The following is a 24,143-nucleotide window of genomic DNA, read 5'->3' on the forward strand; positions in this document are numbered from 1 at the left end:
TTATATTTGGAACTTGCTTTGGATTATCGTCAAAACATACCTATTTTTCATTCTTTTATTGATTCCAATCTTGGCAAGTCAGGCACTAATGGATGGTTTGACCCATAAGGAATCTCTTGTACTGGGAATTATCAACTTTGTCTTGATTAAGAATTTCCACTATATGGCCTTGACTTACTTTCTTATTAAATTTGTTTCCTTCTTAACAGGAGAAGAATTAGAAATCACACCGAGGAGAAAGAAAGACCACTGGATGAGATGGGGAGTGATGGGCTGTGCTGGTATCTTTTTCGCTCTCGAGGGTTATGTTTATTTAGAAGCTCCAGTTGCTAATAAACCTTTGATTATCTCTCACAGGGGAGTATCTAATAAGAATGGTGTGCAAAATACAGTCCAATCTCTAGAAAAGACAGCCCAACTAAGTCCAGACTTTGTTGAGACAGATGTTCAGGAAACGAAAGATGGCCAGTTTGTCATGATGCATGATGCCAATATCAAGAATCTGACAGGAGTTAATGCCAATCCTCAAGATCTCACTTTGGAAGAATTAACTAAACTCGATATTTCAGAAAATGGTTATCATAGCAAAGTGTCTAGTTTTGATGACTACCTCAATAAAGCCAATGAATTGCATCAAAAACTCCTTATTGAGATTAAGACCAGTCGAAAAGATAGTCCAGATATGATGAAACGCTTTATGGAAAAATATAGAACGGTTCTTAAGCAGAATGGTCACCAAATGCAATCCTTGGACTACCATGTGATTGATCAGGTTTTAGCCTACGATACTCAAATTCCAGTCTTTTTCATCCTACCTTATAATAGTATTTTTCCAAGAACCAAGGCCACAGGTTATACTATGGAGTATTCAACCTTGGATGAAAATTTTGTCAACAAGCTTTGGAATACCGATCAGAAATTGTACGTGTGGACTATCAATAGTTCAGAGTCCTTTGATAAATCTGTTCATTTGGGTGCAGACGGCATGATAACGGATGACTTGGAAATGATTCAAGATCAGGTTTCCATTGCCCAAGAAGACCCAGAGTATACGGATTTACTGTTCAAACAGGCTATGGAATTCTTTAATTTTTAGTAATAAAAAAGAGCCTGAGACAAAATAGTTCTCAACCATAAAAAAGCAACGGCAAATCCGTTGCTTTTTTGGAGATAAGGGACTATTGTCCTAGGCTCAGTCTTGAGATAAGGTCCTTAGAAACTCGTATTCTGAGGATCTTATCTTAAATCAGAGGTTGGCAAGAGCCAACCTTATTTGATATAGAGTTCTTGATTTTTCAAGACAATTTCACGGACACTTGCAAACTTCTTAAGTTTTTTGAGTTCTTCAGGATGGGCTACGAGAGTGATAACATAACCTTCCTTGCCCATACGACCAGTACGGCCAGCACGGTGGGTGTAGGTTTCCATATCTCTTGGGATATCAAAGTTTACGACACATTCGAGGCTATCGATATCAATTCCACGAGCCAGAAGGTCTGTTGCAAGAAGCAGTGTTAGTTGCTTGTCTTTAAACTTTTCTAAGATGACTTTTCTAAATTTGACATTGACATCACTAGCTAGAGAAACAGCCAAGATATCCCGATACTGTAGTTTTTCTTCTGCACTTCCAAGGTCTGATAGGCTGTTAAAGAAGACCAGACCGCGGAAATCCTCAACATGAGCTAGTTTTCGTAGCATATCCACTCGGTGACGTTGATCTACCTGCATATAGAAATGTTGGATGTTGTCCAATTTTTGGTCAGAGAGATCAATGGTACGTGTGTTAGGCGCAATCTTTTCTTGGTCAAACTTGGCCGTCGCACTCATGTAGACGAGTTGGTGGTCACGAGGTGCGTAGTGAGTGATTTTCTCGACAAAGTGTATCTGAGAATCATCTAGCAATTGGTCGAATTCATCCAGGATGATGGTTTCCACATTCATCATCTTGATTTTTTTCAGTTTAATGAGTTCAAAGATACGACCAGGGGTTCCAATCAGAATTTCTGGTCCTTTTTTTAGGCGTTCAATCTGGCGTTTCTGACTCGAACCTGATAAGAAGAGTTGGGCAGTTAAGCCGATAGCTTCAGCCCATGTTTTACACACTTCAAAAATTTGTCCAGCAAGCTCAGTATTTGGTGCTAGAATCAAGAGTTGTTGGGCTTTTTTCTTTTGTAGTCTGAGAAGACTTGGTAGAAGGTAAGCTAAGGTCTTACCAGTTCCTGTAGGGCTCACTCCTAGGAGGTTTTCTCCAGCAAGAAGGGACTCAAATAGTTGGGTTTGAATGGGAGTGAATTCTTGGAAACCGAGTTGGTCACTCAGTTCTTGCCATTCAGTCGGTAGTTTGGTTTTCATTTTTCTGCCTCAAATCTAATGCCAGCAGTCTGGCGCATGGTATATAGTAGCTCATGAACAGAACTTGCATCTTCCAGCCAAGTTTGGTAGAGATTCAGATCTGGTTGCTGGATCATGTGTGCAAATGCAGCGACTTCCTCAGTCATCGTATGAGGAGCCTGTTGGATAGGGAGTTGGACTTGATTGCCTTGATGGTCGGTAAAAATAGCCGAGCTGACATGTTCGATGGTGTTGAGCGTCAGGGTTCCATCTGTCGTATAAATCTCGCAAGCGAGATTGGAAGTGATGTTTTTCCCGGCCTTGATATGAACTTGGAAGTCAGGGTAGAAGAGGATTCCGTCACCATTTAGGTCAATGCTATTGTCAAGCTGTTGCCCCTGATAGGTTGCATTCTTAGCTTTTCCAAAGAGACGAACGGTAGCGTAGAGGGGATAAATCCCCAAATCCATAAGAGCTCCACCAGCAAAACGGTCTGAGAAGACATTTGGTGTCTCCCCAGTCAACAAGTTAGGCATTTTGGAAGAATACTTGGCATAGTTGAAATCTGCTCCCAAAATTTGTTTGTCTGCTAAAAAGTTTTTGATGATAGTGAAAGCTTTTTCATGGTAATTGCGAGCTGCTTCGAATATAAAACAGTGATTTTTCTCAGCTGTATGTCTCAAATCTAGCCATTCTTGTGGCTGAGTGACAGCTGGCTTTTCAAGAATGACATGTTTACCTGCAGACAATGCAGCTTTTGCCTGAGCAAAATGCAAGGAGTTTGGGCTAGCAATATAGACCACATCAAAGGAGCTCTTGAAGAAGTCCTCTACTTGATCAAAGAGTTGGATATTCTGATAGCGAGAAGCAAAGGTTGCCGCAGTTTCTAGTTTTCTAGAATAGACTGCGACCAGCTTGTACTCTCCACTGGAATGGGCTGCTTCTATGAAGTGGTGGCTGATAGTCCCTGTTCCGATGACACCTAATTTAAGCATAGTTACTCCTTTTCCGATTTCAAATCCTTCTTTCATTATAACATAGATAGACGGGACTATCCAACAGAGGGTAAAAAATTTCAAATAAGCTACTAGGTCTTTTCCAAAGAAAGTGGTACAATAGTGAGATGAGTAAATGAAATAGGAGGAAAAATGAGGTTACTACCTATAAGAAAAATATCACGTCAGTCTAAGAGGCTAGCGCTTTTTTTGACTTTTTGTGCAGGATATGTAGATGCCTATACTTTTATTGTCCGAGGGAATACTCTTGTAGCTGGACAAACTGGAAATGTCGTCTTTCTATCAGTGGGGCTCATTCAACACAATGTTTCAGATGCTAGTGCCAAAGTAATGACCTTGCTAGCTTTTATGATGGGGGTCTTTTTACTAACGATTTATAAGGAAAAATTGAGAATTGTGAAAAAGCCCATTCTGTCCTTGATTCCTTTGGCAATCCTATCAATCATTATTGGTTTTGTACCACAGACTGTAGATAATATCTATTTAGTACCGCCCTTGGCCTTTTGTATGGGGTTGGTGACAACCGCTTTTGGAGAAGTGTCGGGTATTGCTTATAATAACGCTTTTATGACAGGGAATATCAAACGGACTATGCTGGCTTTTGGAGATTATTTCCGAACCAAGCACACACCTTTTTTGCGTGAAGGATTCATATTTGTAAGCCTGCTTAGTAGTTTTGTCCTTGGTGTTGTCTTTTCAGCCTATTTGACGATTTTCTATCATGAAAAGACCATTCTTGGTGTTCCTATTATGATGAGTATTTTTTATGTCAGCATGCTTTTTGCCAAGTGGAGGAAAAAAGTAAAAGAAAAAGCTTTATTTTAGGTGTTATTACTTGTAAGAAAATAGGAGATATGCTATACTTGAAGAGTTGACTATGCACGATCCTGTGCAACCGCACGAACATCGTTGCTTGATTATTCAAGTTTAAGTGGTTCGTCCCACGATGCTAGGCGAGTCTTCACAAAAAATTCGGGGAAACCCATAAAAATCATAGGAGGTGCATAATGAGCACATACGCAATTATCAAAACTGGCGGAAAACAAGTTAAAGTTGAAGTTGGTCAAGCAGTTTACGTTGAAAAATTGAACGTTGAAGCTGGTCAAGAAGTTACTTTTAACGAAGTTGTTCTTGTTGGTGGTGAAAACACTGTTGTCGGAACTCCACTTGTTGCTGGAGCTACTGTAGTTGGAACTGTTGAAAAACAAGGAAAACAAAAGAAAGTTGTTACTTACAAGTACAAACCTAAAAAAGGTAGCCACCGTAAACAAGGTCACCGTCAACCATATACAAAAGTTGTCATCAACGCAATCAACGCTTAATTTTAAGGAGAACACATGATACAGGCAGTCTTTGAGAGAGCCGAAGATGGCGAGCTGAGGAGTGCGGAAATTACTGGACACGCCGAGAGTGGCGAATACGGCTTAGATGTCGTGTGTGCATCGGTTTCTACGCTTGCCATTAACTTTATCAATTCTATTGAAAAATTTGCAGGCTATGAACCAATCCTAGAATTAAACGAAGATGAAGGTGGCTATCTGATGGTTGAAATTCCAAAAGATCTTCCTTCACACCAGAGAGAAATGACCCAGTTATTCTTTGAATCATTTTTCTTAGGTATGGCAAACTTATCGGAGAACTCTTCTGAGTTCGTCCAAACCAGAGTTATCACAGAAAACTAACACGGAGGAAAACATTATGTTAAAAATGACTCTTAACAACTTGCAACTTTTCGCCCACAAAAAAGGTGGAGGTTCTACATCAAACGGACGTGATTCACAAGCGAAACGTCTTGGAGCTAAAGCAGCTGACGGACAAACTGTAACAGGTGGATCAATCCTTTACCGTCAACGTGGTACACACATCTACCCAGGTGTAAACGTTGGACGTGGTGGAGACGATACTTTGTTCGCTAAAGTTGAAGGCGTAGTACGCTTTGAACGTAAAGGACGCGATAAAAAACAAGTTTCTGTTTATCCAATCGCTAAATAAAAAGGTCCAGTGAACCTTTTTATCCCGAGCCTTGAAATGTAAAGGCGAGGAAGCTAGAAGTAGCATAAACTAAGGCTTTCCGAGTTTTCGGAGAGCCTATTTTTTTATTTTGATACCCACGCTGATACCCATATTTTAAAAACCAATGTAAGAAGCGAACTTGTCGGCTACTTTGTCTTTTAGATACAATTATAAAATAGTGGAATGTGAGCCTTTTACAGTAATGAATGTTATAAGGGAATAAGATATTGTAAAAATTGCTAAGATTTGATATAATAATTTTATCTTGGTAAGCTAGCAGAAATATGGAAAGGATGTAAACCTGTATGAAAAAAATTATCACTATAATAGTCTGTTCAATCTCTTTTCTTGTTTTATCTGCTTGTGTCAGTAAGAAAAAACTTGTTCTTCCTGAACCTGAAACGATCTCTGTAATTTCCCTGCAGAAAAAAATCTCTGAAGATATTAAAACTATAACCAAGAGAGAAGAAATCTCAAAATTGATTGACGAGATACAGAAGCAGTCCACCTCCACAACTTTAGAAAGTTTAAATGATCAACCGACAAATGTTAAAGATTACATCATTATCAAATTCTCTCATCAGAATGAAGAAAATGATAGTGTAGCCTATCTATATACTATGAAAGAAAAACAATATATTGAACAACCCTATGTTGGGATTTGGGAGGTAAGTCCAGATATAGCGAATAGGGTTGAAGAAGCTTATTCTAGTTGATTTATAGAATAAAAGAAATTTTTAGAGAGTTTTCTTGTATCATGTTTTAAACGGTAAATCAACAAGATTTGCTGTTTTTATTTGTTTGAAATAAAATGAGGACTGAAAAAGGATATCATTCTAATTCTTGTATTGAGGTATTAGAGTATTCGCTTAGACTTGAAAATTTCCAGACTTTTTTCCTTTTTGGAAAACTTCTAAAATATGGTATAATGAAAAGATAAAGAAGTTGGGGGTAGAAGATGAACATTCAACAATTACGCTATGTTGTGGCTATTGCGAATAGCGGTACTTTTCGTGAAGCTGCTGAAAAGATGTATGTTAGTCAGCCGAGTCTGTCTATTTCTGTTCGTGATTTGGAAAAAGAGTTGGGCTTTAAGATTTTCCGTCGGACCAGCTCAGGGACTTTCTTGACTCGTCGTGGTATGGAATTTTATGAAAAAGCGCAAGAATTGGTTAAAGGATTTGATATTTTTCAAAATCAGTATGCCAATCCTGAGGAAGAAAAGGATGAATTTTCCATTGCTAGTCAGCACTATGACTTCTTGCCACCAACCATTACGGCCTTTTCAGAGCGCTATCCTGATTATAAGAACTTTCGTATTTTTGAATCAACTACTGTTCAAATTTTAGATGAAGTAGCGCAAGGGCATAGTGAGATTGGGATTATCTACCTCAACAATCAAAATAAAAAAGGTATTATGCAACGGGTTGAAAAGCTAGGTCTGGAGGTCATTGAATTGATTTCCTTCCATACCCATATTTATCTCCGCGAGGGGCATCCTTTGGCTCAGAAAGAGGAATTGGTTATGGAGGATTTAGCGGATCTACCGACAGTTCGTTTTACTCAAGAGAAAGATGAGTACCTTTATTATTCAGAGAACTTTGTTGATACTAGTGCGAGCTCGCAGATGTTCAATGTGACAGACCGTGCTACTTTGAATGGTATTTTGGAGCGGACGGACGCTTATGCAACAGGTTCCGGATTTTTAGATAGTGACAGTGTCAATGGGATTACAGTCATTCGTCTCAAGGATAACCTAGATAATCGCATGGTCTATGTAAAACGTGAAGAAGTGGAGCTGAGTCAAGCTGGGACTCTCTTTGTAGAAGTCATGCAAGAATATTTTAATCAGAAGAGGAAATCATGAAAAAAAGAGGAATAGTGGCAGTCATTGTACTACTTTTGATTGGGCTTGATCAGTTGGTAAAATCCTATATCGTCCAGCAGATTCCACTGGGTGAAGTACGCTCTTGGATTCCCAATTTCGTTAGCTTGACCTATCTGCAAAATCGAGGGGCAGCCTTTTCTATCTTACAAGATCAGCAGTTGTTATTTGCTGTCATTACTCTGGTTGTCGTGGTAGGTGCCATTTGGTATCTACATAAGCACATGGAGGATTCACTCTGGATGGTCTTGGGTTTGACCCTGATAATCGCAGGTGGTCTTGGAAATTTTATTGACAGGGTCAGTCAGGGCTTTGTTGTGGATATGTTTCACGTGGACTTTATCAATTTTGCAATTTTCAATGTGGCAGATAGCTATCTGACTGTTGGAGTGATTATTTTATTGATTGCAATGTTAAAAGAGGAAATAAATGGAAATTAAAATTGAAACTGGTGGCCTGCGTTTAGATAAGGCTTTGTCGGATTTGACAGAATTATCACGCAGTCTCGCGAATGAACAAATCAAATCAGGTCAGGTCTTGGTCAATGGCCAAGTCAAGAAAGCTAAATACACTGTCCAAGAGGGTGATATCATCACTTACCATGTACCAGAGCCTGAGGTCTTAGAGTATGTGGCTGAGAATCTTCCGCTAGAAATCATCTACCAAGATGAGGATGTAGCCGTCGTTAACAAGCCTCAGGGGATGGTTGTGCATCCGAGTGCTGGTCATACTAGTGGAACTCTGGTAAATGCCCTCATGTACCATATCAAGGACTTGTCGGGTATCAATGGGGTTCTGCGTCCAGGAATTGTTCACCGTATCGATAAGGATACGTCAGGTCTTCTCATGATTGCTAAAAATGATGAGGCCCACTTGGCACTCGCCCAAGAACTAAAGGATAAAAAGTCTCTCCGCAAATATTGGGCGATTGTTCATGGAAATCTGCCTAATGATCGTGGTGTCATTGAAGCGCCGATTGGACGGAGTGAAAAAGATCGTAAGAAACAGGCTGTGACTGCTAAAGGGAAGCCTGCAGTGACCCGTTTCCACGTCTTGGAACGCTTTGGCGATTATAGCTTAGTGGAGTTGCAGCTAGAGACAGGTCGCACTCATCAGATTCGTGTCCATATGGCTTATATTGGCCATCCAGTCGCTGGGGATGAAGTCTATGGTCCTCGCAAGACTTTGAAAGGACATGGACAATTTCTTCATGCCAAGACGCTAGGATTTACCCATCCACGAACAGGTGAGACCTTGGAATTTACAGCAGATATCCCAGAGATTTTTAAGGAAACCTTGGAGAGATTGAGAAAGAATTAGATTTGATAAAAGGTTGAGATGACTTGTCTCGACCTTTTTCCTATCAACTCTTTTCTATTTCCTGCCATTCATGTTATAATGGATAAATATGAAGAATCGGAGTGAGACTATGAAATACAAACGGATTGTCTTTAAGGTGGGGACTTCTTCTTTGACAAATGAGGATGGAAGTTTATCACGTAGTAAGGTAAAGGCTATTACCCAGCAGTTGGCTATGTTGCACGAAGCTGGTCATGAGTTGATTTTGGTGTCGTCGGGTGCCATTGCTGCAGGTTTTGGGGCCTTAGGATTTAAAAAGCGTCCGACTAAGATTGCTGATAAACAGGCTTCAGCAGCGGTAGGGCAAGGGCTTTTGTTGGAAGAATACACGACCAATCTTCTTTTACGCCAAATCGTTTCTGCACAAATCTTGCTGACTCAGGATGATTTTGTGGATAAGCGCCGTTATAAAAATGCCTATCAGGCTTTGTCAGTTCTACTTAGCCGTGGAGCGATTCCTATCATCAACGAGAATGACAGTGTCGTTATTGATGAGCTCAAGGTTGGGGACAATGATACTCTAAGTGCTCAGGTGGCGGCCATGGTCCAAGCAGACCTTTTGGTCCTCTTGACAGACGTAGACGGTCTCTATACAGGAAATCCTAATTCAGATCCAAGAGCCAAACGCTTGGAGAAAATCGATACTATCAATCGTGAGATTATTGATATGGCTGGTGGAGCTGGCTCTTCAAACGGAACTGGGGGCATGCTAACAAAAATCAAAGCTGCAACTATCGCGACAGAATCAGGAGTTCCTGTTTATATCTGCTCATCCTTGAAGTCAGACGCTATGATTGAGGCGGCTGAGGAGACCAAGGATGGTTCCTACTTTGTTGCGCAAGAGAAGGGACTTCGTACCCAGAAACAATGGCTGGCTTTTTATGCTCAGAGTCAAGGTTCTATTTGGGTTGATAAAGGTGCTGCAGAAGCTCTCTCTCAACATGGCAAGAGTCTCCTTTTATCTGGTATTGTTGACGCAGAAGGAGCCTTTTCTTACGGTGATATCGTGACAGTATTTGACAAGGAAAGTGGAAAATCACTTGGAAAAGGACGCGTGCAATTTGGTGCATCTGCTTTGGAGGATATGTTGCGTTCTCAAAAAGCCAAGGGTGTCTTGATTCACCGTGATGACTGGATTTCCATTACTCCTGAAATCCAACTACTCTTTACAGAATTTTAGAGGTAAACTATGGTAAGTACACAAGAACAATTTGAACAGGTACAGGCTGTTAAAAAATCGATTAACACAGCTAGTGAAGAGGTAAAAAACCAAGCATTGCTAGCCATGGCTGATCACTTATTAGCAGCTACTGAGGAGATTTTAGCAGCCAATGCCCTCGATATGGAAGCGGCCAAGGGTAAAATCTCAGATGTGATGCTGGATCGTCTTTATTTGGATGCAAGTCGTATAGAAGCGATGGCAACTGGGATTCGTGAAGTGGTTGCCTTACCAGATCCAATCGGTGAAGTTTTAGAAACCAATCAACTTGAAAATGGTTTGGTTATCACCAAGAAACGGGTGGCTATGGGTGTTATCGGTATTATCTATGAAAGCCGTCCAAATGTGACGTCTGACGCGGCTGCTTTGGCTCTCAAGAGTGGAAATGCGGTTGTTCTTCGTAGTGGGAAGGATGCCTATCAAACAGCCTATGCCATTGTCACAGCTTTGAAGAAGGGCTTGGAGACGACTACTATTCACCCAGATGTGATTCAACTGGTGGAAGACACCAGCCGTGAAAGTAGCTATGCCATGATGAAGGCCAAGGACTATCTAGACCTTCTCATTCCTCGTGGAGGAGCTGGTTTGATCAATGCAGTGGTTGAGAATGCGATTGTACCTGTTATCGAGACCGGGACTGGGATTGTCCATGTCTATGTGGATAAGGATGCAGATGAAGACAAGGCTCTGTCTATCATCAACAATGCTAAAACCAGTCGCCCTTCTGTCTGCAATGCCATGGAGGTTCTACTTGTTCATGAAGACAAGGCAGCAAGCTTCCTTCCTCGCTTAGAGCAAGTGCTGGTTGAGAATCGAAAAGAAGCTGGGTTGGAACCAATTCAATTCCGCCTAGATAGCAAAGCCAGTCAGTTTGTTTCAGGTCAAGCAGCTGAAGCACAAGACTTTGACACCGAGTTTTTAGACTATGTCCTAGCTGTTAAGGTTGTGAGCAGTTTAGAAGAAGCGGTTGCCCATATTGAGGATCACAGTACCCATCATTCGGACGCAATTGTGACGGAAAATGCTGAAGCAGCAGCTTATTTTACAGATCAAGTGGACTCTGCAGCTGTCTATGTCAATGCCTCAACTCGTTTCACAGATGGAGGTCAATTTGGTCTTGGATGTGAAATGGGGATTTCAACTCAGAAACTGCACGCGCGTGGTCCCATGGGCTTGAAAGAGTTGACCAGCTACAAGTATGTGATCACTGGTGATGGACAGATAAGGGAGTAAGAGATGAAGATTGGATTTATCGGTTTGGGGAATATGGGTGCTAGCTTGGCCAAGTCTGTTTTGCAGGCCAAGACGTGTGATGACATTCTTCTTGCCAATCGTAGTCAAGCCAAGGTGGATGCTTTCATCGCCAACTTTGGTGGTCAGGCTTCCAGCAATGACGAAATCTTTGCAGAAGCAGATGTGATTTTTCTAGGAGTGAAGCCTGCTCAGTTTTCTGAACTGCTTTCTCAATACCAGACCATCCTTGAAAAAAGAGAAAGTCTTCTTTTGATTTCCATGGCAGCTGGATTGACTTTAGAAAAACTAGTAAGTCTTATCCCAAGTCAACACCGAATTATTCGTATGATGCCAAATACCCCTGCTTCTATCGGTCAAGGAGTGATTAGTTATGCCTTGTCTTCTAATTGCAGGGCTGAGGACAGTGAGCTCTTTTGTCAGCTTTTAACTAAGGCTGGTCTCTTGGTTGAACTGGGAGAAGGATTAATCGACGCGGCGACAGGTCTTGCAGGTTGTGGACCGGCCTTTGTCTATCTCTTTATCGAAGCCTTGGCAGATGCAGGTGTTCAGACAGGATTACCACGAGAAACAGCATTGAAAATGGCAGCTCAAACAGTTGTCGGCGCTGGACGATTGGTCCTAGAAAGCCAAGAGCATCCTGGAGTCTTGAAAGACCAAGTTTGTAGCCCAGGAGGTTCGACTATCGCTGGTGTAGCAAGCTTAGAAGCGCATGCTTTTCGAGGAACAGTCATGGATGCAGTTCATCAATCCTACAAACGAACACAAGAATTAGGTAAATAAGAGGTAGTTTTATCTGCCTCTTTTATGGTGGTTGAAATGAGAAGACAAAAAAGATTGCCACAAACCCCCATTTTTTTGATAGAATAGAAGTAGTAAAAAAGAAATGAGTTAGACATGTCAAAAGGATTTTTAGTCTCTCTTGAGGGACCAGAGGGAGCAGGAAAGACCAGTGTTTTAGAGACTCTGCTACCAATTTTAGAGGAAAAAGGAGTAGAGGTGCTGACGACCCGTGAACCTGGCGGAGTCTTGATTGGGGAGAAGATTCGGGAAGTGATTTTGGACCCAAGTCATACTCAGATGGATGCGAAGACAGAGTTACTTCTTTATATTGCCAGTCGCAGACAGCATTTGGTGGAAAAAGTTCTTCCAGCCCTTGAAGCTGGTAAGTTGGTCATTATGGACCGTTTCATCGATAGTTCTGTTGCCTATCAGGGATTTGGTCGTGGCTTGAATATTGACGCCATTGACTGGCTCAATCAGTTTGCGACAGATGGCCTCAAACCCGATTTGACACTCTATTTTGACATCGAGGTGGAAGAGGGACTGGCTCGCATTGCTGCTAATAGCAATCGTGAGGTCAATCGTTTGGACTTGGAAGGATTGGACTTGCATAAAAAAGTCCGTCAAGGTTACCTTTCTCTTCTGGACAAAGAAGGAAGTCGTATTGTCAAGATTGATGCGAGTCTTCCATTGGAGCAAGTTGTGGAAACTACCGAGTCTGTCTTGTTTGATAGAATGGGATTGGCTAAATGAAACAAGATCAACTAAAGGCCTGGCAGCCAGATCAGTTTGACCGTTTTGTCCGTATCTTAGAACAAGACCAGCTCAATCACGCCTATCTTTTTTCAGGTTTCTTTGGAAGCTTGGAAATGGCGCAATTTTTGGCTAAGAGCCTCTTCTGTGCAGAGAAGGTAGGCGTTTTACCATGTGAGAAATGCCGAAATTGTAAGCTGATTGAACAGGGAGAATTTCCCGATGTCACTTTGATTAAGCCAGTCAATCAGGTCATCAAGACAGAACGCATTCGGGAATTGGTGGGGCAATTTTCCCAGGCAGGGATTGAAAGCCAGCAGCAGGTCTTTATTATCGAGCAAGCTGAGAAAATGCATCCTAATGCAACCAATTCTCTGCTCAAGGTCATCGAAGAACCCCAGAGTGAGGTTTATATTTTCTTCTTGACCAGCGATGAGGAAAAGATCTTACCAACCATCCGCAGTCGGACGCAAATTTTTCACTTTAAAAAACAAGAAGAGAAGCTCATCTTGCTCTTAGAACAAATGGGACTGGTTAAGAAAAAAGCAACTCTTTTAGCCCAGTTTAGTCAATCGCGAGCTGAAGCAGAAAAGTTGGCTAATCAGGCAAGTTTTTGGACCTTGGTTGATGAAAGTGAACGCCTGCTGACTTGGTTAGTAGCTAAGAAAAAAGAAAGTTATTTGCAAGTTGCCAAACTAGCTAGCTTGGCAGATGACAAGGAAAAACAAGACCAGGTTTTACGGATTCTTGAAGTTCTCTGTGGACAAGATATCCTACAAGCAAGAGTAAGAGTGATTTTACAAGATTTGCTAGAAGCTAGAAAAATGTGGCAGGCTAATGTCAGCTTTCAAAATGCTATGGAATATTTGGCTTTGAAAGAAATATAAACTCAAAAATGAATGATAAAGAAAGGAAAGGGCTGTTTTATGGACAAAAAAGAATTATTTGACGCGCTAGATGATTTTTCCCAACAGTTACTAGTGACCTTGGCCGATGTGGAAGCCATCAAGAAAAATCTCAAGAGCCTGGTAGAGGAAAATACAGCTCTTCGTTTGGAAAATAGTAAGTTGCGAGAACGCTTGGGTGAGGTGGAAGCAGACGCTCCTGTCAAGGCTAAGCATGTTCGTGAAAGTGTCCGTCGCATTTATAAAGATGGTTTTCACGTATGTAATGATTTTTATGGACAACGTCGAGAGCAGGACGAGGAATGTATGTTCTGTGACGAGTTGTTATACAGGGAGTAGGCATGCAGATTCAAAAAAGTTTTAAGGGGCAGTCTCCCTATGGCAAGCTGTATCTAGTAGCAACGCCGATTGGCAATCTAGATGATATGACCTTTCGAGCTGTTCAGACCTTGAAAGAAGTGGACTGGATTGCTGCTGAGGACACGCGCAATACAGGTCTATTGCTCAAGCATTTTGACATTTCTACTAAGCAGGTTAGTTTTCATGAGCACAATGCCAAGGAAAAAATTCCTGATTTGATTGGTTTCTTGAAAGCAGGGCAAAGTATTGCTCAGGTCTCTGATGCAGGTCTGCCTAGCATCTCAGACCCTGGTCATGATTTGGTTAAGGCTGCTATTGAGGAAGATATTGCTGTTGTGACTGTTCCAGGGGCCTCTGCAGGGATTTCTGCCTTGATTGCCAGTGGTTTAGCGCCACAGCCACATATCTTTTATGGTTTTTTACCGAGAAAATCAGGCCAGCAAAAGCAATTTTTCGACTCGAAAAAAGACTATCAAGAAACCCAGATTTTCTATGAATCGCCCCATCGTGTGGCAGATACGTTAGAAAATATGCTAGCAGTTTATGGAGACCGCTCGGTGGTCTTGGTTAGAGAATTGACCAAAATCTATGAAGAATACCAAAGAGGTACCATTTCAGAGTTATTAGAAAACATAGCTGAAACGCCACTTAAGGGAGAATGCCTTCTCATCGTTGAAGGTGCCAGTCAGGATGTGGAGGAAAAAGACGAGGAGGACTTGTTCTTAGAAATACAAGTACGCATCCAGCAAGGCATGAAGAAAAATCAAGCTATCAAGGAAGTCGCTAAGATTTACCAGTGGAATAAGAGTCAACTCTACGCTGCCTATCACGACTGGGAAGAAAACCAAGAAAATGACTAAACAGGGAAGTTTGCCTTCTTCCCTTTTTTTGTTATACTAGTAGAAGAAAAAATTAGAAAGATTTGTGGGAGTGAAAAAGTCCGGGGGACTTTTTCAGCCTGAGCCAGGAAATTCGAAAGCGAAGTAAGTCCTGTGGACTTTTTCAGCCTGAGCCAGGAAATTCGAAAGCGAAGTAAGTCCTGTGGACTTTTTCAGCCTGATCCAAGAAACTTGAAAGCGAAGTAAGTCCTGTGGACTTTTTCAGCCTGAGCCAAGAAACTCGAAAGCGAAGTAAGTCCGGTTGGCTTTTTCAATGTGAACCTTGTCTTCACACTCCCAAAGAGGTATTAGTGTCGTGTCTCAATCTTATATCAATGTTATCGGTGCTGGTTTGGCAGGTTCTGAAGCAGCCTACCAAATTGCAGAGCGTGGTATTCCAGTTAAACTTTATGAAATGCGTGGTGTCAAGTCAACACCTCAACACAAAACAGACAATTTTGCAGAGTTGGTTTGTTCCAATTCTCTTCGTGGGGATGCTTTGACAAATGCAGTGGGTCTCCTCAAGGAAGAAATGCGTCGCTTGGGTTCAGTTATTTTGAAATCTGCTGAGGCTACACGTGTTCCCGCTGGAGGAGCTCTTGCGGTGGACCGTGATGGTTTCTCCCAAATGGTGACCGAAAAAGTGGCCAACCACCCCTTGATTGAAGTAGTGCGTGATGAAATTACAGAATTGCCGACAGATGTTATCACAGTTGTGGCGACTGGTCCTTTGACAAGTGATGCCTTGGCTGAAAAGATTCATGCCCTTAATGATGGCGATGGTTTCTATTTCTACGATGCGGCAGCGCCTATTATCGACGTCAACACTATCGATATGAGCAAGGTCTATCTCAAGTCTCGTTATGATAAGGGAGAAGCCGCTTATCTCAACGCTCCAATGAACAAGCAGGAGTTTATGGATTTCCATGAAGCCTTGGTTAATGCGGAAGAAGCACCGCTCAATTCTTTCGAAAAAGAAAAGTATTTTGAAGGATGTATGCCTATCGAAGTCATGGCTAAACGTGGTATTAAAACCATGCTTTATGGTCCTATGAAGCCAGTGGGGCTTGAGTATCCGGACGACTACACAGGACCTCGTGATGGAGAGTTCAAAACACCTTATGCGGTGGTTCAGCTTCGTCAGGACAATGCTGCTGGTAGCCTCTACAATATCGTTGGTTTCCAGACCCACCTCAAATGGGGAGAGCAAAAGCGTGTCTTCCAAATGATTCCAGGTCTTGAAAATGCTGAGTTTGTACGTTATGGTGTTATGCACCGCAATTCTTACATGGATTCACCAAATCTTCTTGAGCAGACTTACCGTTCTAAGAAACAACCAAATCTCTTCTTTGCTGGTCAGATGACGGGTGTGGAAGGCTATGTTGAGTCCGCAGCGTCAGGCTTAGTTGCGGGAATTAACGCGGCTCGTCTCTTCAAGGGAGAAAGCGAGGCTATTTTCCCAGAGACGACGGCTATCGGAAGCTTAGCTCATTACATCACCCATGCTGACAGTAAACATTTCCAACCAATGAATGTCAACTTTGGGATTATCAAGGAGTTGGAAGGCGAGCGTATCCGTGATAAGAAGGCTCGTTATGAAAAAATTGCAGAGCGTGCTCTTTCTGACTTAGAGGAATTTTTAACGGTCTAATTTTTTTGAAAGAATTGCTCATGATACTATAAAAATCTTAGAAATTGTGATAAAATAGGTAGGATAAAAAAAGGAGAGTGAAAATGGCGAATCCCAAGTATAAACGTATTTTAATCAAGTTATCAGGTGAAGCCCTTGCCGGTGAACGAGGCGTAGGGATTGATATCCAAACAGTTCAAACAATCGCAAAAGAGATTCAAGAAGTTCATAGCTTAGGTATCGAAATTGCCCTTGTTATTGGTGGAGGAAATCTCTGGCGTGGAGAACCTGCAGCAGAAGCAGGTATGGACCGCGTTCAGGCAGATTACACAGGAATGCTTGGGACTGTTATGAATGCTCTTGTGATGGCAGATTCATTGCAACAAGTTGGGGTTGATACACGTGTGCAAACAGCTATTGCTATGCAACAAGTGGCAGAGCCTTATGTCCGTGGACGTGCCCTTCGTCACCTTGAAAAAGGCCGTATCGTTATCTTTGGTGCTGGAATTGGTTCACCTTATTTCTCAACAGATACAACAGCGGCCCTTCGAGCAGCTGAAATCGAAGCGGATGCTATCCTTATGGCTAAAAATGGCGTAGATGGTGTTTACAATGCCGATCCTAAGAAGGACAAGACAGCTGTTAAGTTTGAAGAGCTAACCCACCGTGATGTTATTAACAAAGGTCTTCGTATCATGGACTCAACAGCTTCAACCCTCTCAATGGACAACGACATTGACCTGGTTGTCTTTAACATGAACCAACCAGGCAACATCAAACGTGTCGTATTTGGTGAAAATATCGGAACAACAGTTTCAAATAATATCTAAGAAAAGGAATAAGAAAGATTATGGCTAACGCAATTATTGAAAAAGCTAAAGAGAGAATGACCCAGTCTCACCAATCACTTGCTCGTGAATTTGGTAGTATCCGTGCTGGCCGTGCCAATGCAAGTTTGCTTGACCGTGTACATGTAGAATACTATGGAGTGGAAACTCCTCTTAACCAAATCGCTTCAATTACGATTCCAGAAGCGCGTGTTTTGTTGGTAACACCATTTGACAAGTCTTCATTGAAAGACATCGAACGTGCCTTGAACGCTTCTGATCTTGGTATCACACCAGCTAACGACGGTTCTGTTATTCGTTTGGTTATCCCTGCTCTTACAGAAGAAACTCGTCGTGACCTTGCTAAAGAAGTGAAGAAGGTCGGAGAAAATGCTAAAGTGGCTGTCCGCAATATCCGTCGCGATGCTATGGACGAAGCTAAGAAACAAGAAAAAGCAAAAGAAATCACTGAAGACGAATTGAAGACTCTTGAAAAAGACATTCAAAAAGTAACAGACGATGCTGTCAAACACATCGACGACATGACTGCCAACAAAGAAAAAGAACTTTTGGAAGTCTAAAAATAAACAGAAAAACTCAGTTGGCATTGCTGGCTGAGTTTTATTCGAAAGAAGGAAATATGAATACAAATCTTGCAACTTTTATCGTTGGACTGATCATCGATGAAAACGACCGTTTTTACTTTGTGCAAAAGGATGGTCAAACCTATGCTCTTGCTAAGGAAGAAGGTCAACATACAGTAGGGGATACGGTCAAAGGTTTTGCCTACACGGATATGAAGCAAAAACTCCGCCTGACAACCATAGAAGTGACTGCCACTCAGGACCAATTTGGTTGGGGAACTGTAACGGAAGTTCGTAAGGACTTGGGTGTCTTTGTAAATACAGGCCTGCCCGATAAGGAAATCGTAGTATCACTAGATATTCTCCCTGAGCTTAAGGAACTCTGGCCTAAGAAGGGCGACCAACTTTACATCCGTCTTGAAGTGGACAAGAAAGACCGTATCTGGGGACTCTTGGCCTATCAAGAAGACTTCCAACGTCTGGCTCGTCCTGCCTACAACAACATGCAGAACCAAAACTGGCCAGCCATTGTGTACCGCCTCAAGCTATCAGGAACTTTTGTTTACCTGCCAGAAAATAACATGCTTGGTTTTATCCATCCTAGCGAGCGTTACGCAGAGCCACGTTTGGGGCAAGTATTAGATGCGCGTGTCATTGGTTTTCGCGAAGTGGATCGCACTCTGAACCTCTCTCTCAAACCACGTTCTTTTGAAATGTTGGAAAATGATGCCCAGATGATTTTGACTTATTTGGAAAGCAATGGCGGTTTCATGACCTTGAATGACAAGTCATCTCCAGACGACATCAAAGCAACCTTTGGCATTTCTAAAGGTCAGTTCAAGAAAGCACTCGGTGGCTTAATGAAGACTGGTAAAATCAAGCAAGACCAGTTTGGTACAGAGTTGATCTAGGGAGACTTATGAGAAAATCATTTTACACTTGGCTCATGACCGAGCGCAATCCTAAAAGTAACAGTCCCAAAGCTATCTTGGCAGACCTAGCTTTTGAAGAGTCAGCCTTTCCAAAACACACAGATGATTTTGATGAGGTGAGTCGCTTTTTGGAAGAACATGCCAGTTTCTCCTTCAACCTAGGAGACTTTGATGCTATCTGGCAAGAATACTTAGAACACTAGCATGATTCATTGGGTTTGGGCTAGTAATTTATCCATCCCTTTGCTATAATAAAAAGAAATAAAAGGATTAGAGAGGTTCTTTATTTGAAGGAACATTCAATAGACATTCAACTGAGTCATCCAGATGACCTGTTTCATCTTTTTGGTTCCAATGAGCGCCATCTTCGTTTGATGGAAGAAGAGCTTGATGTGATGATTCATGCTCGTACGGAGATTGTCCAGGTTTTGGGAGAAGAGACTGCCTGTGAGGAAGCCCGTCAGGTTATCCAAGCCTTGATGGTCTTGGTGAATCGTGGGATGACCGTTGGTACGCCAGATGTGGTGACTGCAATTAGTATGGTCAAAAACGATGAAATTGACAAGTTTGTCGCCCTTTACGAAGAAGAAATCATCAAGGATAATACTGGGAAGCCTATCCGTGTCAAAACCTTGGGTCAAAAACTTTATGTGGACAGTGTCAAACAGCATGATGTGACCTTTGGAATCGGACCTGCAGGAACTGGGAAGACCTTTCTTGCAGTTACCTTGGCAGTGACCGCCCTTAAACGTGGGCAGGTTAAGCGAATTATCCTGACTCGTCCAGCAGTGGAAGCTGGCGAGAGTCTTGGATTTCTTCCGGGTGATCTCAAGGAGAAGGTGGATCCTTACCTTCGACCTGTTTACGATGCCTTGTATCAGATTCTGGGAAAAGACCAAACGACTCGACTCATGGAGCGTGAAATTATCGAGATTGCGCCCCTTGCCTATATGCGTGGACGAACCTTGGATGATGCCTTTGTCATTCTCGATGAGGCGCAAAATACGACCATCATGCAGATGAAGATGTTTTTGACTCGTTTAGGCTTTAATTCTAAGATGATTGTCAATGGAGATATCAGCCAGATTGACCTACCACGCAATGTCAAGTCAGGTTTGATTGATGCCCAAGAGAAACTCAAGAACATCCATCAGATTGACTTTGTTCATTTTTCAGCCAAGGATGTGGTTCGCCATCCCGTTGTCGCTCAGATTATCCGAGCTTATGAACCAGCTCCAGTTAAAAATGAAGAGCGTGAAGAAGTCCAAGAAGAAACAGAATAGAAAAAAAGAGCAGTTCAGGTGGAATTGCTCTTTCTTTTATCTGATAATTAGATTTTTTATACTAGTTCATCAATTGGAATATGTCTTTTATCGAGTCCTTGGGCTACTGGAAGACTGGTTAAGTAACCTTGATAAGTGGTCACACCTTGACGCAAGCCCTCATCTTCAGATATTGCTCGTACAAAACCTTTACCAGCCAAAGCTTCGATATAAGGAAGAGTGACATTGGTTAGGGCGATGGTTGAAGTACGGGCTACAGCACCGGGGATGTTAGCAACGGCATAGTGGAGAACGCCGTGTTTTTTATAGACGGGTTCATCGTGCGTTGTCACACGGTCAGCTGTCTCTATAACGCCCCCTTGGTCAACAGCAACGTCAACGATGACTGATCCTGGACGCATTTGCTTGACCATCTCATCTGTCACCAATTTTGGTGCTTTGGCACCTGGGATGAGAACCGCCCCAATAACAACATCCGCATCTCTCACACTGGCTTCGATGTTAAATGAATTGGACATGAGAGTTTGAATTTGGTGACCAAAGACCTCCTCTAAAACGGAGAGACGTTTAGCACTGATATCAAGGATGGTTACTTGAGCACCAAGACCAAGCGCAATTCGAGCAGCATGGGTCCCTACGACACCGCCACCGATGATGGTTACTTTCCCTTTAGGTACACCCGGCACACCACCCAGTAAGACACCAGAACCTCCTGCTTGCTTAGTTAGGAAATGAGCACCGATTTGGACTGCCATACGGCCTGCAACCTCACTCATAGGTACGAGGAGTGGTAATTGTCCTTGATTATCACGAACAGTTTCATAGGCAATCCCAGTTGTTTTAGCGGCTAGCATAGCATCTGCTAATTCAGGAGCAGCGGCCATGTGCAAGTAGGTAAAGAGAAGTAGGTCGTCACGCAAGTACTCATATTCAGAAGCTAATGGTTCTTTTACTTTCACGACTAACTCTGCAGCCCAAGCTTCACCAGCAGTAGCGACAATCTCAGCTCCATGCTTTTGATAGTCATCATCAGTAAAGCCAGAACCGAGACCAGCATTTGTTTCGATTAGGACGCGATGACCACGACCAACTAAGCTGTGGACACCAGCAGGTGTGAGGGCGACACGGTTTTCATTATTCTTAATTTCTTTTGGAATTCCGATTAACATAGAGAAAAACTCCCTTTCTATTGACGGGTTATAAATGATTTATCACAATTATCTATAAAATAAGGTGATGATTTTATTCTATATGAAAACGCTTTAAAAAGCAAGGAAAACTTGTTGTAAACTATCTATAAGGCCAGATTGGACAAAAAAGAACCAGAACGAATCGTTACAAGAGTTCATTATGTCTTGACCAAGGAAGACTATTTTGCAAATAAATAAGCAGTTGAGAAGAAATTTTCAACTGTTTTTTCTTTCTCTTACGAATAATCTAAGAGAGGAGAAAATATGGAAGCAATTATCGAGAAAATCAAAGAGTATAAAATCATCGTCATCTGTACTGGTCTGGGCTTGCTTGTAGGAGGATTTTTCCTGCTAAAGCCAACTCCACAAACACCTGTCAAGGAAACGAATTTGCAGGCTGAAGTCGCAGCTATTTCCAAGAACTCATCGACCGAAAAGGATGTGAAGAAGGAAGAAAAGGAAGAACCGGTTGAACAAGATCTAATCACAGTAGATGTGAAGGGGGCTGTTAAATCGCCAGGGATTTATGATTTACCTGTAGGTAGTCGGGTCAATGACGCTGTTCAAAAGGCGGGTGGCTTGACAGAGCAAGCAGACAGCAAGTCGCTCAATCTAGCTCAGAAAGTCAGTGATGAGGCTCTGGTTTACGTTCCCACTAAGGGAGAAGAAGCAGCTAGTCAACAGTTTGGTTCGGGGACGGATTCTTCGACAAGCAAGGAAAAGAAGGTCAATCTCAACAAGGCCAGTCTGGAAGAACTCAAGCAGGTCAAGGGACTGGGAGGAAAACGAGCTCAGGACATTATCGACCATCGTGAATCAAATGGGAAATTCAAGTCAGTAGATGAACTCAAGAAAGTCTCTGGAATTGGTACCAAGACCATAGAAAAGCTAAAAGATTATGTTACAGTGGATTAAGAATTTCCCCATTCCCCTAATTTACCTGAGTTTTCTATTGCTTTGGATTTATTATGCTATTTTCTCAGCATCCTATCTTGCTTTGTTGGGCTTTGTTTTTCTGCTAGTTTGTCTCTTTATTCAATTTCCTTGGAAATCAGCAGGCAAAGTTCTAGTGATTTGTGGAATCTTTGGATTCTGGTTTCTGTTTCAAACTTGGCAACAGAGTCAAGCTAGTCAAAACCTAGCGGATTCTGTTGAAAGGGTACGGATTCTGCCTGACACTATTAAAGTCAATGGTGATAGTCTGTCCTTTCGTGGTAAGTCTGATGAACGCATTTTTCAAGTCTATTATAAACTCCAATCCGAGGAGGAGAAAGAATCCTTTCAAGCTTTAACAGATCTTCATGAGATAGGACTAGAAGGAAAACTTTCGGAGCCAGAGGGGCAGAGGAATTTTGGTGGCTTTAATTACCAAGCCTATCTGAAAACTCAGGGAATTTTCCAGACTCTCAATATCAAAAAAATACAGTCCCTTAAACAGGTTAGCAGTTGGGATATAGGAGAAAATCTATCCAGTTTACGCCGAAAGGCTGTGGTTTGGATTAAGACACATTTTCCAGACCCTATGCGCAATTACATGACAGGGCTTTTGCTAGGACATCTGGACACAGATTTTGAGGAGATGAATGAGCTTTATTCTAGTCTAGGAATTATCCACCTTTTTGCCTTGTCGGGTATGCAGGTAGGCTTTTTCATGGATGGATTTAAGAAACTTCTCTTGCGATTAGGCTTGACCCAAGAAAAGTTGAAATGGCTGACTTATCCCTTTTCCCTTATCTATGCAGGGCTGACAGGATTTTCAGCATCAGTTATTCGCAGTCTATTGCAGAAGCTACTGGCTCAACATGGTGTTAAGGGATTAGATAATTTTGCCTTGACGGTCCTTATCCTCTTTATCATCATGCCAAACTTTTTCCTGACTGCAGGAGGAGTCTTGTCCTGCGCCTATGCTTTTATCTTGACCATGACCAGCAAAGAAGGAGAGGGCCTCAAGGCTGTTGCTAGAGAAAGTCTAGTCATTTCCTTGGGTATACTACCTATTTTATCCATCTATTTTGCAGAATTTCAACCTTGGTCCATTCTTTTGACCTTTGTCTTTTCCTTTCTATTTGATTTGGTCTTCTTACCGCTCCTGTCTATCTTATTTGCCCTTTCCTTTCTCTATCCAGTCATTCAGCTGAATTTTATTTTTGAATGGTTGGAGGGGATGATTCGCTTGGTATCACAGGTGGCAAGTAGGCCTCTAGTCTTTGGACAACCCAATGCATGGCTTTTAATTTTATTGTTAATTTCCTTGGCTTTAGTCTATGATTTGAGGAAAAACATTAAAAGGCTAGCAGTGTTGAGCTTCTTGATTACAGGTCTCTTTTTCTTGACCAAGTATCCACTAGAAAATGAAATCACCATGCTGGATGTGGGGCAAGGCGAAAGTATTTTCCTACGGGATGTAACTGGGAAAACCATTCTCCTAGACGTAGGTGGCAAGGCAGAATCTGATAAGAAAATCGAAAAATGGCAAGAAAAGGCGACGACCAGCAATGCTCAGCGAAGCTTGATACCCTATCTTAAAAGTCGAGGAGTAGCCAAGATTGACCAGCTAATTTTGACCAATACGGACAAGGAACATGTTGGAGATTTGTTGGAGGTGACCAAGGCTTTCCATGTAGGGGAAATCTTAGTATCAAAAGGAAGTCTGAAACAGAAGGAATTTGTGGTAGAACTAGAGGCGACTCAAACCAAGGTTCGTAGTGTGACAATGGGAGAGAACTTGCCCATTTTTGGAAGTCAGTTAGAAGTCCTATCTTCAAGGAAAATGGGAGATGGAGGGTATGAAGATTCCCTGGTTTTGTATGGAAAACTCTTGGATAAAAACTTTCTTTTCACAGGAAATTTGGAGGAGAAGGGGGAGAAGGAATTGCTGAGGCAATATCCTGACTTAGAGGTGGATGTCTTGAAAGCTAGCCAACATGGCTCTAAAAAATCATCA

Annotated in this window: 27 protein-coding genes, 1 pseudogene and 1 other annotated feature; of the genes and pseudogenes, 25 read left to right on the forward strand and 3 right to left on the reverse strand. The window is 42.1% G+C overall.

Annotation, left to right across the window (positions count from 1 at the left end; genetic code table 11):
* Positions 1-1,096: glycerophosphodiester phosphodiesterase (locus PAN06_RS06925; protein ID WP_269795933.1), on the forward strand; the 1,096-nt coding region annotated here is incomplete at its 5' end.
* 173 nt (positions 1,097-1,269) lie between these two features.
* On the opposite strand, the gene PAN06_RS06930 is transcribed toward PAN06_RS06925, so the two are convergent.
* Together PAN06_RS06930 and PAN06_RS06935 are read right to left on the reverse strand one after the other, a co-directional pair.
* Complete coding sequence (locus PAN06_RS06930) at positions 1,270-2,352, reverse strand: DEAD/DEAH box helicase (protein ID WP_125458011.1); 1,083 nt, start codon at positions 2,350-2,352, stop codon at positions 1,270-1,272.
* Entirely contained in the window at positions 2,349-3,326 is a 978-nt protein-coding gene (locus PAN06_RS06935) for a Gfo/Idh/MocA family oxidoreductase (RefSeq protein WP_125458010.1), read from the reverse strand. The genes PAN06_RS06930 and PAN06_RS06935 overlap by 4 nt, the downstream gene beginning before the upstream one ends.
* A gap of 153 nt (positions 3,327-3,479) precedes the next feature.
* Here PAN06_RS06935 and PAN06_RS06940 point away from each other — a divergent pair, with 153 nt between their 5' ends.
* The 21 genes from PAN06_RS06940 to PAN06_RS07045 all read left to right on the forward strand — a co-directional run bounded on the left by PAN06_RS06940 (position 3,480) and on the right by PAN06_RS07045 (position 20,009).
* Positions 3,480-4,172 (forward strand): YoaK family protein, encoded by a 693-nt coding sequence (locus tag PAN06_RS06940; protein WP_070842946.1) that lies wholly within the window; start codon positions 3,480-3,482, stop codon positions 4,170-4,172.
* 58 nt (positions 4,173-4,230) lie between these two features.
* Positions 4,231-4,318: a sequence feature (ribosomal protein L21 leader region), on the forward strand.
* A 36-nt stretch (positions 4,319-4,354) separates the two neighbouring features.
* Positions 4,355-4,669, forward strand: a complete 315-nt coding sequence (gene rplU / locus PAN06_RS06945; RefSeq protein WP_000109141.1) for a 50S ribosomal protein L21 — start codon at positions 4,355-4,357, stop codon at positions 4,667-4,669.
* A gap of 15 nt (positions 4,670-4,684) precedes the next feature.
* A complete protein-coding gene (locus PAN06_RS06950) occupies positions 4,685-5,029 on the forward strand; it encodes a ribosomal-processing cysteine protease Prp (RefSeq protein WP_000613699.1) in 345 nt (114 codons plus the stop codon).
* A 16-nt stretch (positions 5,030-5,045) separates the two neighbouring features.
* Positions 5,046-5,339 carry a 50S ribosomal protein L27 gene (gene rpmA / locus PAN06_RS06955; protein ID WP_000916509.1) on the forward strand — a complete coding sequence of 98 codons (294 nt, stop codon included), beginning with the start codon at positions 5,046-5,048 and terminating at the stop codon, positions 5,337-5,339.
* A gap of 326 nt (positions 5,340-5,665) precedes the next feature.
* Complete coding sequence (locus PAN06_RS06960) at positions 5,666-6,076, forward strand: DUF5301 domain-containing protein (RefSeq protein WP_070842947.1); 411 nt, start codon at positions 5,666-5,668, stop codon at positions 6,074-6,076.
* Between the two features lie 242 nt (positions 6,077-6,318).
* Positions 6,319-7,227, forward strand: a complete 909-nt coding sequence (locus PAN06_RS06970) for a LysR family transcriptional regulator (protein ID WP_001025697.1) — start codon at positions 6,319-6,321, stop codon at positions 7,225-7,227.
* Positions 7,224-7,685: a signal peptidase II gene (lspA, locus tag PAN06_RS06975; protein WP_004261384.1), complete on the forward strand. Its 462-nt coding sequence runs from the start codon at positions 7,224-7,226 to the stop codon at positions 7,683-7,685. The genes PAN06_RS06970 and lspA overlap by 4 nt, the downstream gene beginning before the upstream one ends.
* Positions 7,675-8,565, forward strand: a complete 891-nt coding sequence (locus PAN06_RS06980; RefSeq protein ID WP_269795934.1) for an RluA family pseudouridine synthase — start codon at positions 7,675-7,677, stop codon at positions 8,563-8,565. The genes lspA and PAN06_RS06980 overlap by 11 nt, the downstream gene beginning before the upstream one ends.
* A gap of 109 nt (positions 8,566-8,674) precedes the next feature.
* On the forward strand, positions 8,675-9,784 hold the full coding sequence (gene proB, locus PAN06_RS06985) for a glutamate 5-kinase (RefSeq protein WP_269795935.1): 1,110 nt from the start codon (positions 8,675-8,677) through the stop codon (positions 9,782-9,784).
* Positions 9,785-9,793: 9 nt separating this feature from the next.
* On the forward strand, positions 9,794-11,056 hold the full coding sequence (locus tag PAN06_RS06990; protein WP_269795936.1) for a glutamate-5-semialdehyde dehydrogenase: 1,263 nt from the start codon (positions 9,794-9,796) through the stop codon (positions 11,054-11,056).
* Between the two features lie 3 nt (positions 11,057-11,059).
* Positions 11,060-11,857 (forward strand): pyrroline-5-carboxylate reductase, encoded by a 798-nt coding sequence (gene proC, locus PAN06_RS06995; RefSeq protein ID WP_004261379.1) that lies wholly within the window; start codon positions 11,060-11,062, stop codon positions 11,855-11,857.
* 114 nt (positions 11,858-11,971) lie between these two features.
* A complete protein-coding gene (tmk, locus tag PAN06_RS07000; protein WP_269795937.1) occupies positions 11,972-12,610 on the forward strand; it encodes a dTMP kinase in 639 nt (212 codons plus the stop codon).
* Positions 12,607-13,497, forward strand: a complete 891-nt coding sequence (locus tag PAN06_RS07005; RefSeq protein ID WP_004261375.1) for a DNA polymerase III subunit delta' — start codon at positions 12,607-12,609, stop codon at positions 13,495-13,497. Before tmk ends, PAN06_RS07005 begins: the two co-directional genes overlap by 4 nt.
* Positions 13,498-13,536: 39 nt before the next feature.
* On the forward strand, positions 13,537-13,854 hold the full coding sequence (yabA, locus tag PAN06_RS07010) for a DNA replication initiation control protein YabA (RefSeq protein WP_000358227.1): 318 nt from the start codon (positions 13,537-13,539) through the stop codon (positions 13,852-13,854).
* A 2-nt stretch (positions 13,855-13,856) separates the two neighbouring features.
* The gene (gene rsmI, locus PAN06_RS07015) at positions 13,857-14,735 is read left to right on the forward strand and encodes a 16S rRNA (cytidine(1402)-2'-O)-methyltransferase (RefSeq protein WP_269795938.1); all 879 of its coding nucleotides are present in this window, start codon (positions 13,857-13,859) and stop codon (positions 14,733-14,735) included.
* Positions 14,736-15,069: 334 nt separating this feature from the next.
* Entirely contained in the window at positions 15,070-16,404 is a 1,335-nt protein-coding gene (gene trmFO / locus PAN06_RS07020; RefSeq protein ID WP_269795939.1) for a methylenetetrahydrofolate--tRNA-(uracil(54)-C(5))-methyltransferase (FADH(2)-oxidizing) TrmFO, read from the forward strand.
* Positions 16,405-16,487: 83 nt separating this feature from the next.
* Positions 16,488-17,213, forward strand: coding sequence for a UMP kinase (pyrH, locus tag PAN06_RS07025; protein ID WP_000002995.1), 726 nt, complete (start codon positions 16,488-16,490; stop codon positions 17,211-17,213).
* Positions 17,214-17,233: 20 nt separating this feature from the next.
* On the forward strand, positions 17,234-17,791 hold the full coding sequence (gene frr, locus PAN06_RS07030; RefSeq protein WP_269795940.1) for a ribosome recycling factor: 558 nt from the start codon (positions 17,234-17,236) through the stop codon (positions 17,789-17,791).
* 59 nt (positions 17,792-17,850) lie between these two features.
* Positions 17,851-18,705 carry an RNA-binding virulence regulatory protein CvfB gene (cvfB, locus tag PAN06_RS07035; RefSeq protein WP_269795941.1) on the forward strand — a complete coding sequence of 285 codons (855 nt, stop codon included), beginning with the start codon at positions 17,851-17,853 and terminating at the stop codon, positions 18,703-18,705.
* 8 nt (positions 18,706-18,713) lie between these two features.
* Positions 18,714-18,929: a YozE family protein gene (locus tag PAN06_RS07040; RefSeq protein ID WP_001232084.1), complete on the forward strand. Its 216-nt coding sequence runs from the start codon at positions 18,714-18,716 to the stop codon at positions 18,927-18,929.
* An 84-nt stretch (positions 18,930-19,013) separates the two neighbouring features.
* A complete protein-coding gene (locus PAN06_RS07045) occupies positions 19,014-20,009 on the forward strand; it encodes a PhoH family protein (RefSeq protein WP_269795942.1) in 996 nt (331 codons plus the stop codon).
* A gap of 56 nt (positions 20,010-20,065) precedes the next feature.
* On the opposite strand, the gene ald is transcribed toward PAN06_RS07045, so the two are convergent.
* A complete protein-coding gene (gene ald / locus PAN06_RS07050) occupies positions 20,066-21,178 on the reverse strand; it encodes an alanine dehydrogenase (RefSeq protein ID WP_125456353.1) in 1,113 nt (370 codons plus the stop codon).
* 132 nt (positions 21,179-21,310) lie between these two features.
* Here ald and PAN06_RS07055 point away from each other — a divergent pair.
* The 3 genes and pseudogenes from PAN06_RS07055 to PAN06_RS07065 all read left to right on the forward strand — a co-directional run.
* Positions 21,311-21,397: pseudogene (locus PAN06_RS07055) on the forward strand (N-acetyltransferase); the annotation flags it as partial.
* A 66-nt stretch (positions 21,398-21,463) separates the two neighbouring features.
* Positions 21,464-22,114, forward strand: coding sequence for a helix-hairpin-helix domain-containing protein (locus PAN06_RS07060; RefSeq protein WP_269795943.1), 651 nt, complete (start codon positions 21,464-21,466; stop codon positions 22,112-22,114).
* Positions 22,098-24,143: DNA internalization-related competence protein ComEC/Rec2 (locus tag PAN06_RS07065; protein WP_269795944.1), on the forward strand; the 2,046-nt coding region annotated here is incomplete at its 3' end. The genes PAN06_RS07060 and PAN06_RS07065, both read left to right, overlap by 17 nt.

Source organism: Streptococcus sp. SM3, assembly GCF_027497875.1.

Excerpts from the sequence above, each read along its gene's own strand:
- PAN06_RS06930 (WP_125458011.1), bottom strand. The coding sequence starts at position 2,352 with ATGAAAACCAAACTACCGACTGAATGGCAAGAACTGAGTGACCAACTC.
- PAN06_RS06935 (WP_125458010.1), bottom strand. The coding sequence starts at position 3,326 with ATGCTTAAATTAGGTGTCATCGGAACAGGGACTATCAGCCACCACTTC.
- PAN06_RS06940 (WP_070842946.1), top strand. The coding sequence starts at position 3,480 with ATGAGGTTACTACCTATAAGAAAAATATCACGTCAGTCTAAGAGGCTA.
- rplU (WP_000109141.1), top strand. The coding sequence starts at position 4,355 with ATGAGCACATACGCAATTATCAAAACTGGCGGAAAACAAGTTAAAGTT.
- PAN06_RS06950 (WP_000613699.1), top strand. The coding sequence starts at position 4,685 with ATGATACAGGCAGTCTTTGAGAGAGCCGAAGATGGCGAGCTGAGGAGT.
- rpmA (WP_000916509.1), top strand. The coding sequence starts at position 5,046 with ATGTTAAAAATGACTCTTAACAACTTGCAACTTTTCGCCCACAAAAAA.
- PAN06_RS06960 (WP_070842947.1), top strand. The coding sequence starts at position 5,666 with ATGAAAAAAATTATCACTATAATAGTCTGTTCAATCTCTTTTCTTGTT.
- PAN06_RS06970 (WP_001025697.1), top strand. The coding sequence starts at position 6,319 with ATGAACATTCAACAATTACGCTATGTTGTGGCTATTGCGAATAGCGGT.
- lspA (WP_004261384.1), top strand. The coding sequence starts at position 7,224 with ATGAAAAAAAGAGGAATAGTGGCAGTCATTGTACTACTTTTGATTGGG.
- PAN06_RS06980 (WP_269795934.1), top strand. The coding sequence starts at position 7,675 with ATGGAAATTAAAATTGAAACTGGTGGCCTGCGTTTAGATAAGGCTTTG.
- proB (WP_269795935.1), top strand. The coding sequence starts at position 8,675 with ATGAAATACAAACGGATTGTCTTTAAGGTGGGGACTTCTTCTTTGACA.
- PAN06_RS06990 (WP_269795936.1), top strand. The coding sequence starts at position 9,794 with ATGGTAAGTACACAAGAACAATTTGAACAGGTACAGGCTGTTAAAAAA.
- proC (WP_004261379.1), top strand. The coding sequence starts at position 11,060 with ATGAAGATTGGATTTATCGGTTTGGGGAATATGGGTGCTAGCTTGGCC.
- tmk (WP_269795937.1), top strand. The coding sequence starts at position 11,972 with ATGTCAAAAGGATTTTTAGTCTCTCTTGAGGGACCAGAGGGAGCAGGA.
- PAN06_RS07005 (WP_004261375.1), top strand. The coding sequence starts at position 12,607 with ATGAAACAAGATCAACTAAAGGCCTGGCAGCCAGATCAGTTTGACCGT.
- yabA (WP_000358227.1), top strand. The coding sequence starts at position 13,537 with ATGGACAAAAAAGAATTATTTGACGCGCTAGATGATTTTTCCCAACAG.
- rsmI (WP_269795938.1), top strand. The coding sequence starts at position 13,857 with ATGCAGATTCAAAAAAGTTTTAAGGGGCAGTCTCCCTATGGCAAGCTG.
- pyrH (WP_000002995.1), top strand. The coding sequence starts at position 16,488 with ATGGCGAATCCCAAGTATAAACGTATTTTAATCAAGTTATCAGGTGAA.
- frr (WP_269795940.1), top strand. The coding sequence starts at position 17,234 with ATGGCTAACGCAATTATTGAAAAAGCTAAAGAGAGAATGACCCAGTCT.
- cvfB (WP_269795941.1), top strand. The coding sequence starts at position 17,851 with ATGAATACAAATCTTGCAACTTTTATCGTTGGACTGATCATCGATGAA.
- PAN06_RS07040 (WP_001232084.1), top strand. The coding sequence starts at position 18,714 with ATGAGAAAATCATTTTACACTTGGCTCATGACCGAGCGCAATCCTAAA.
- ald (WP_125456353.1), bottom strand. The coding sequence starts at position 21,178 with ATGTTAATCGGAATTCCAAAAGAAATTAAGAATAATGAAAACCGTGTC.
- PAN06_RS07060 (WP_269795943.1), top strand. The coding sequence starts at position 21,464 with ATGGAAGCAATTATCGAGAAAATCAAAGAGTATAAAATCATCGTCATC.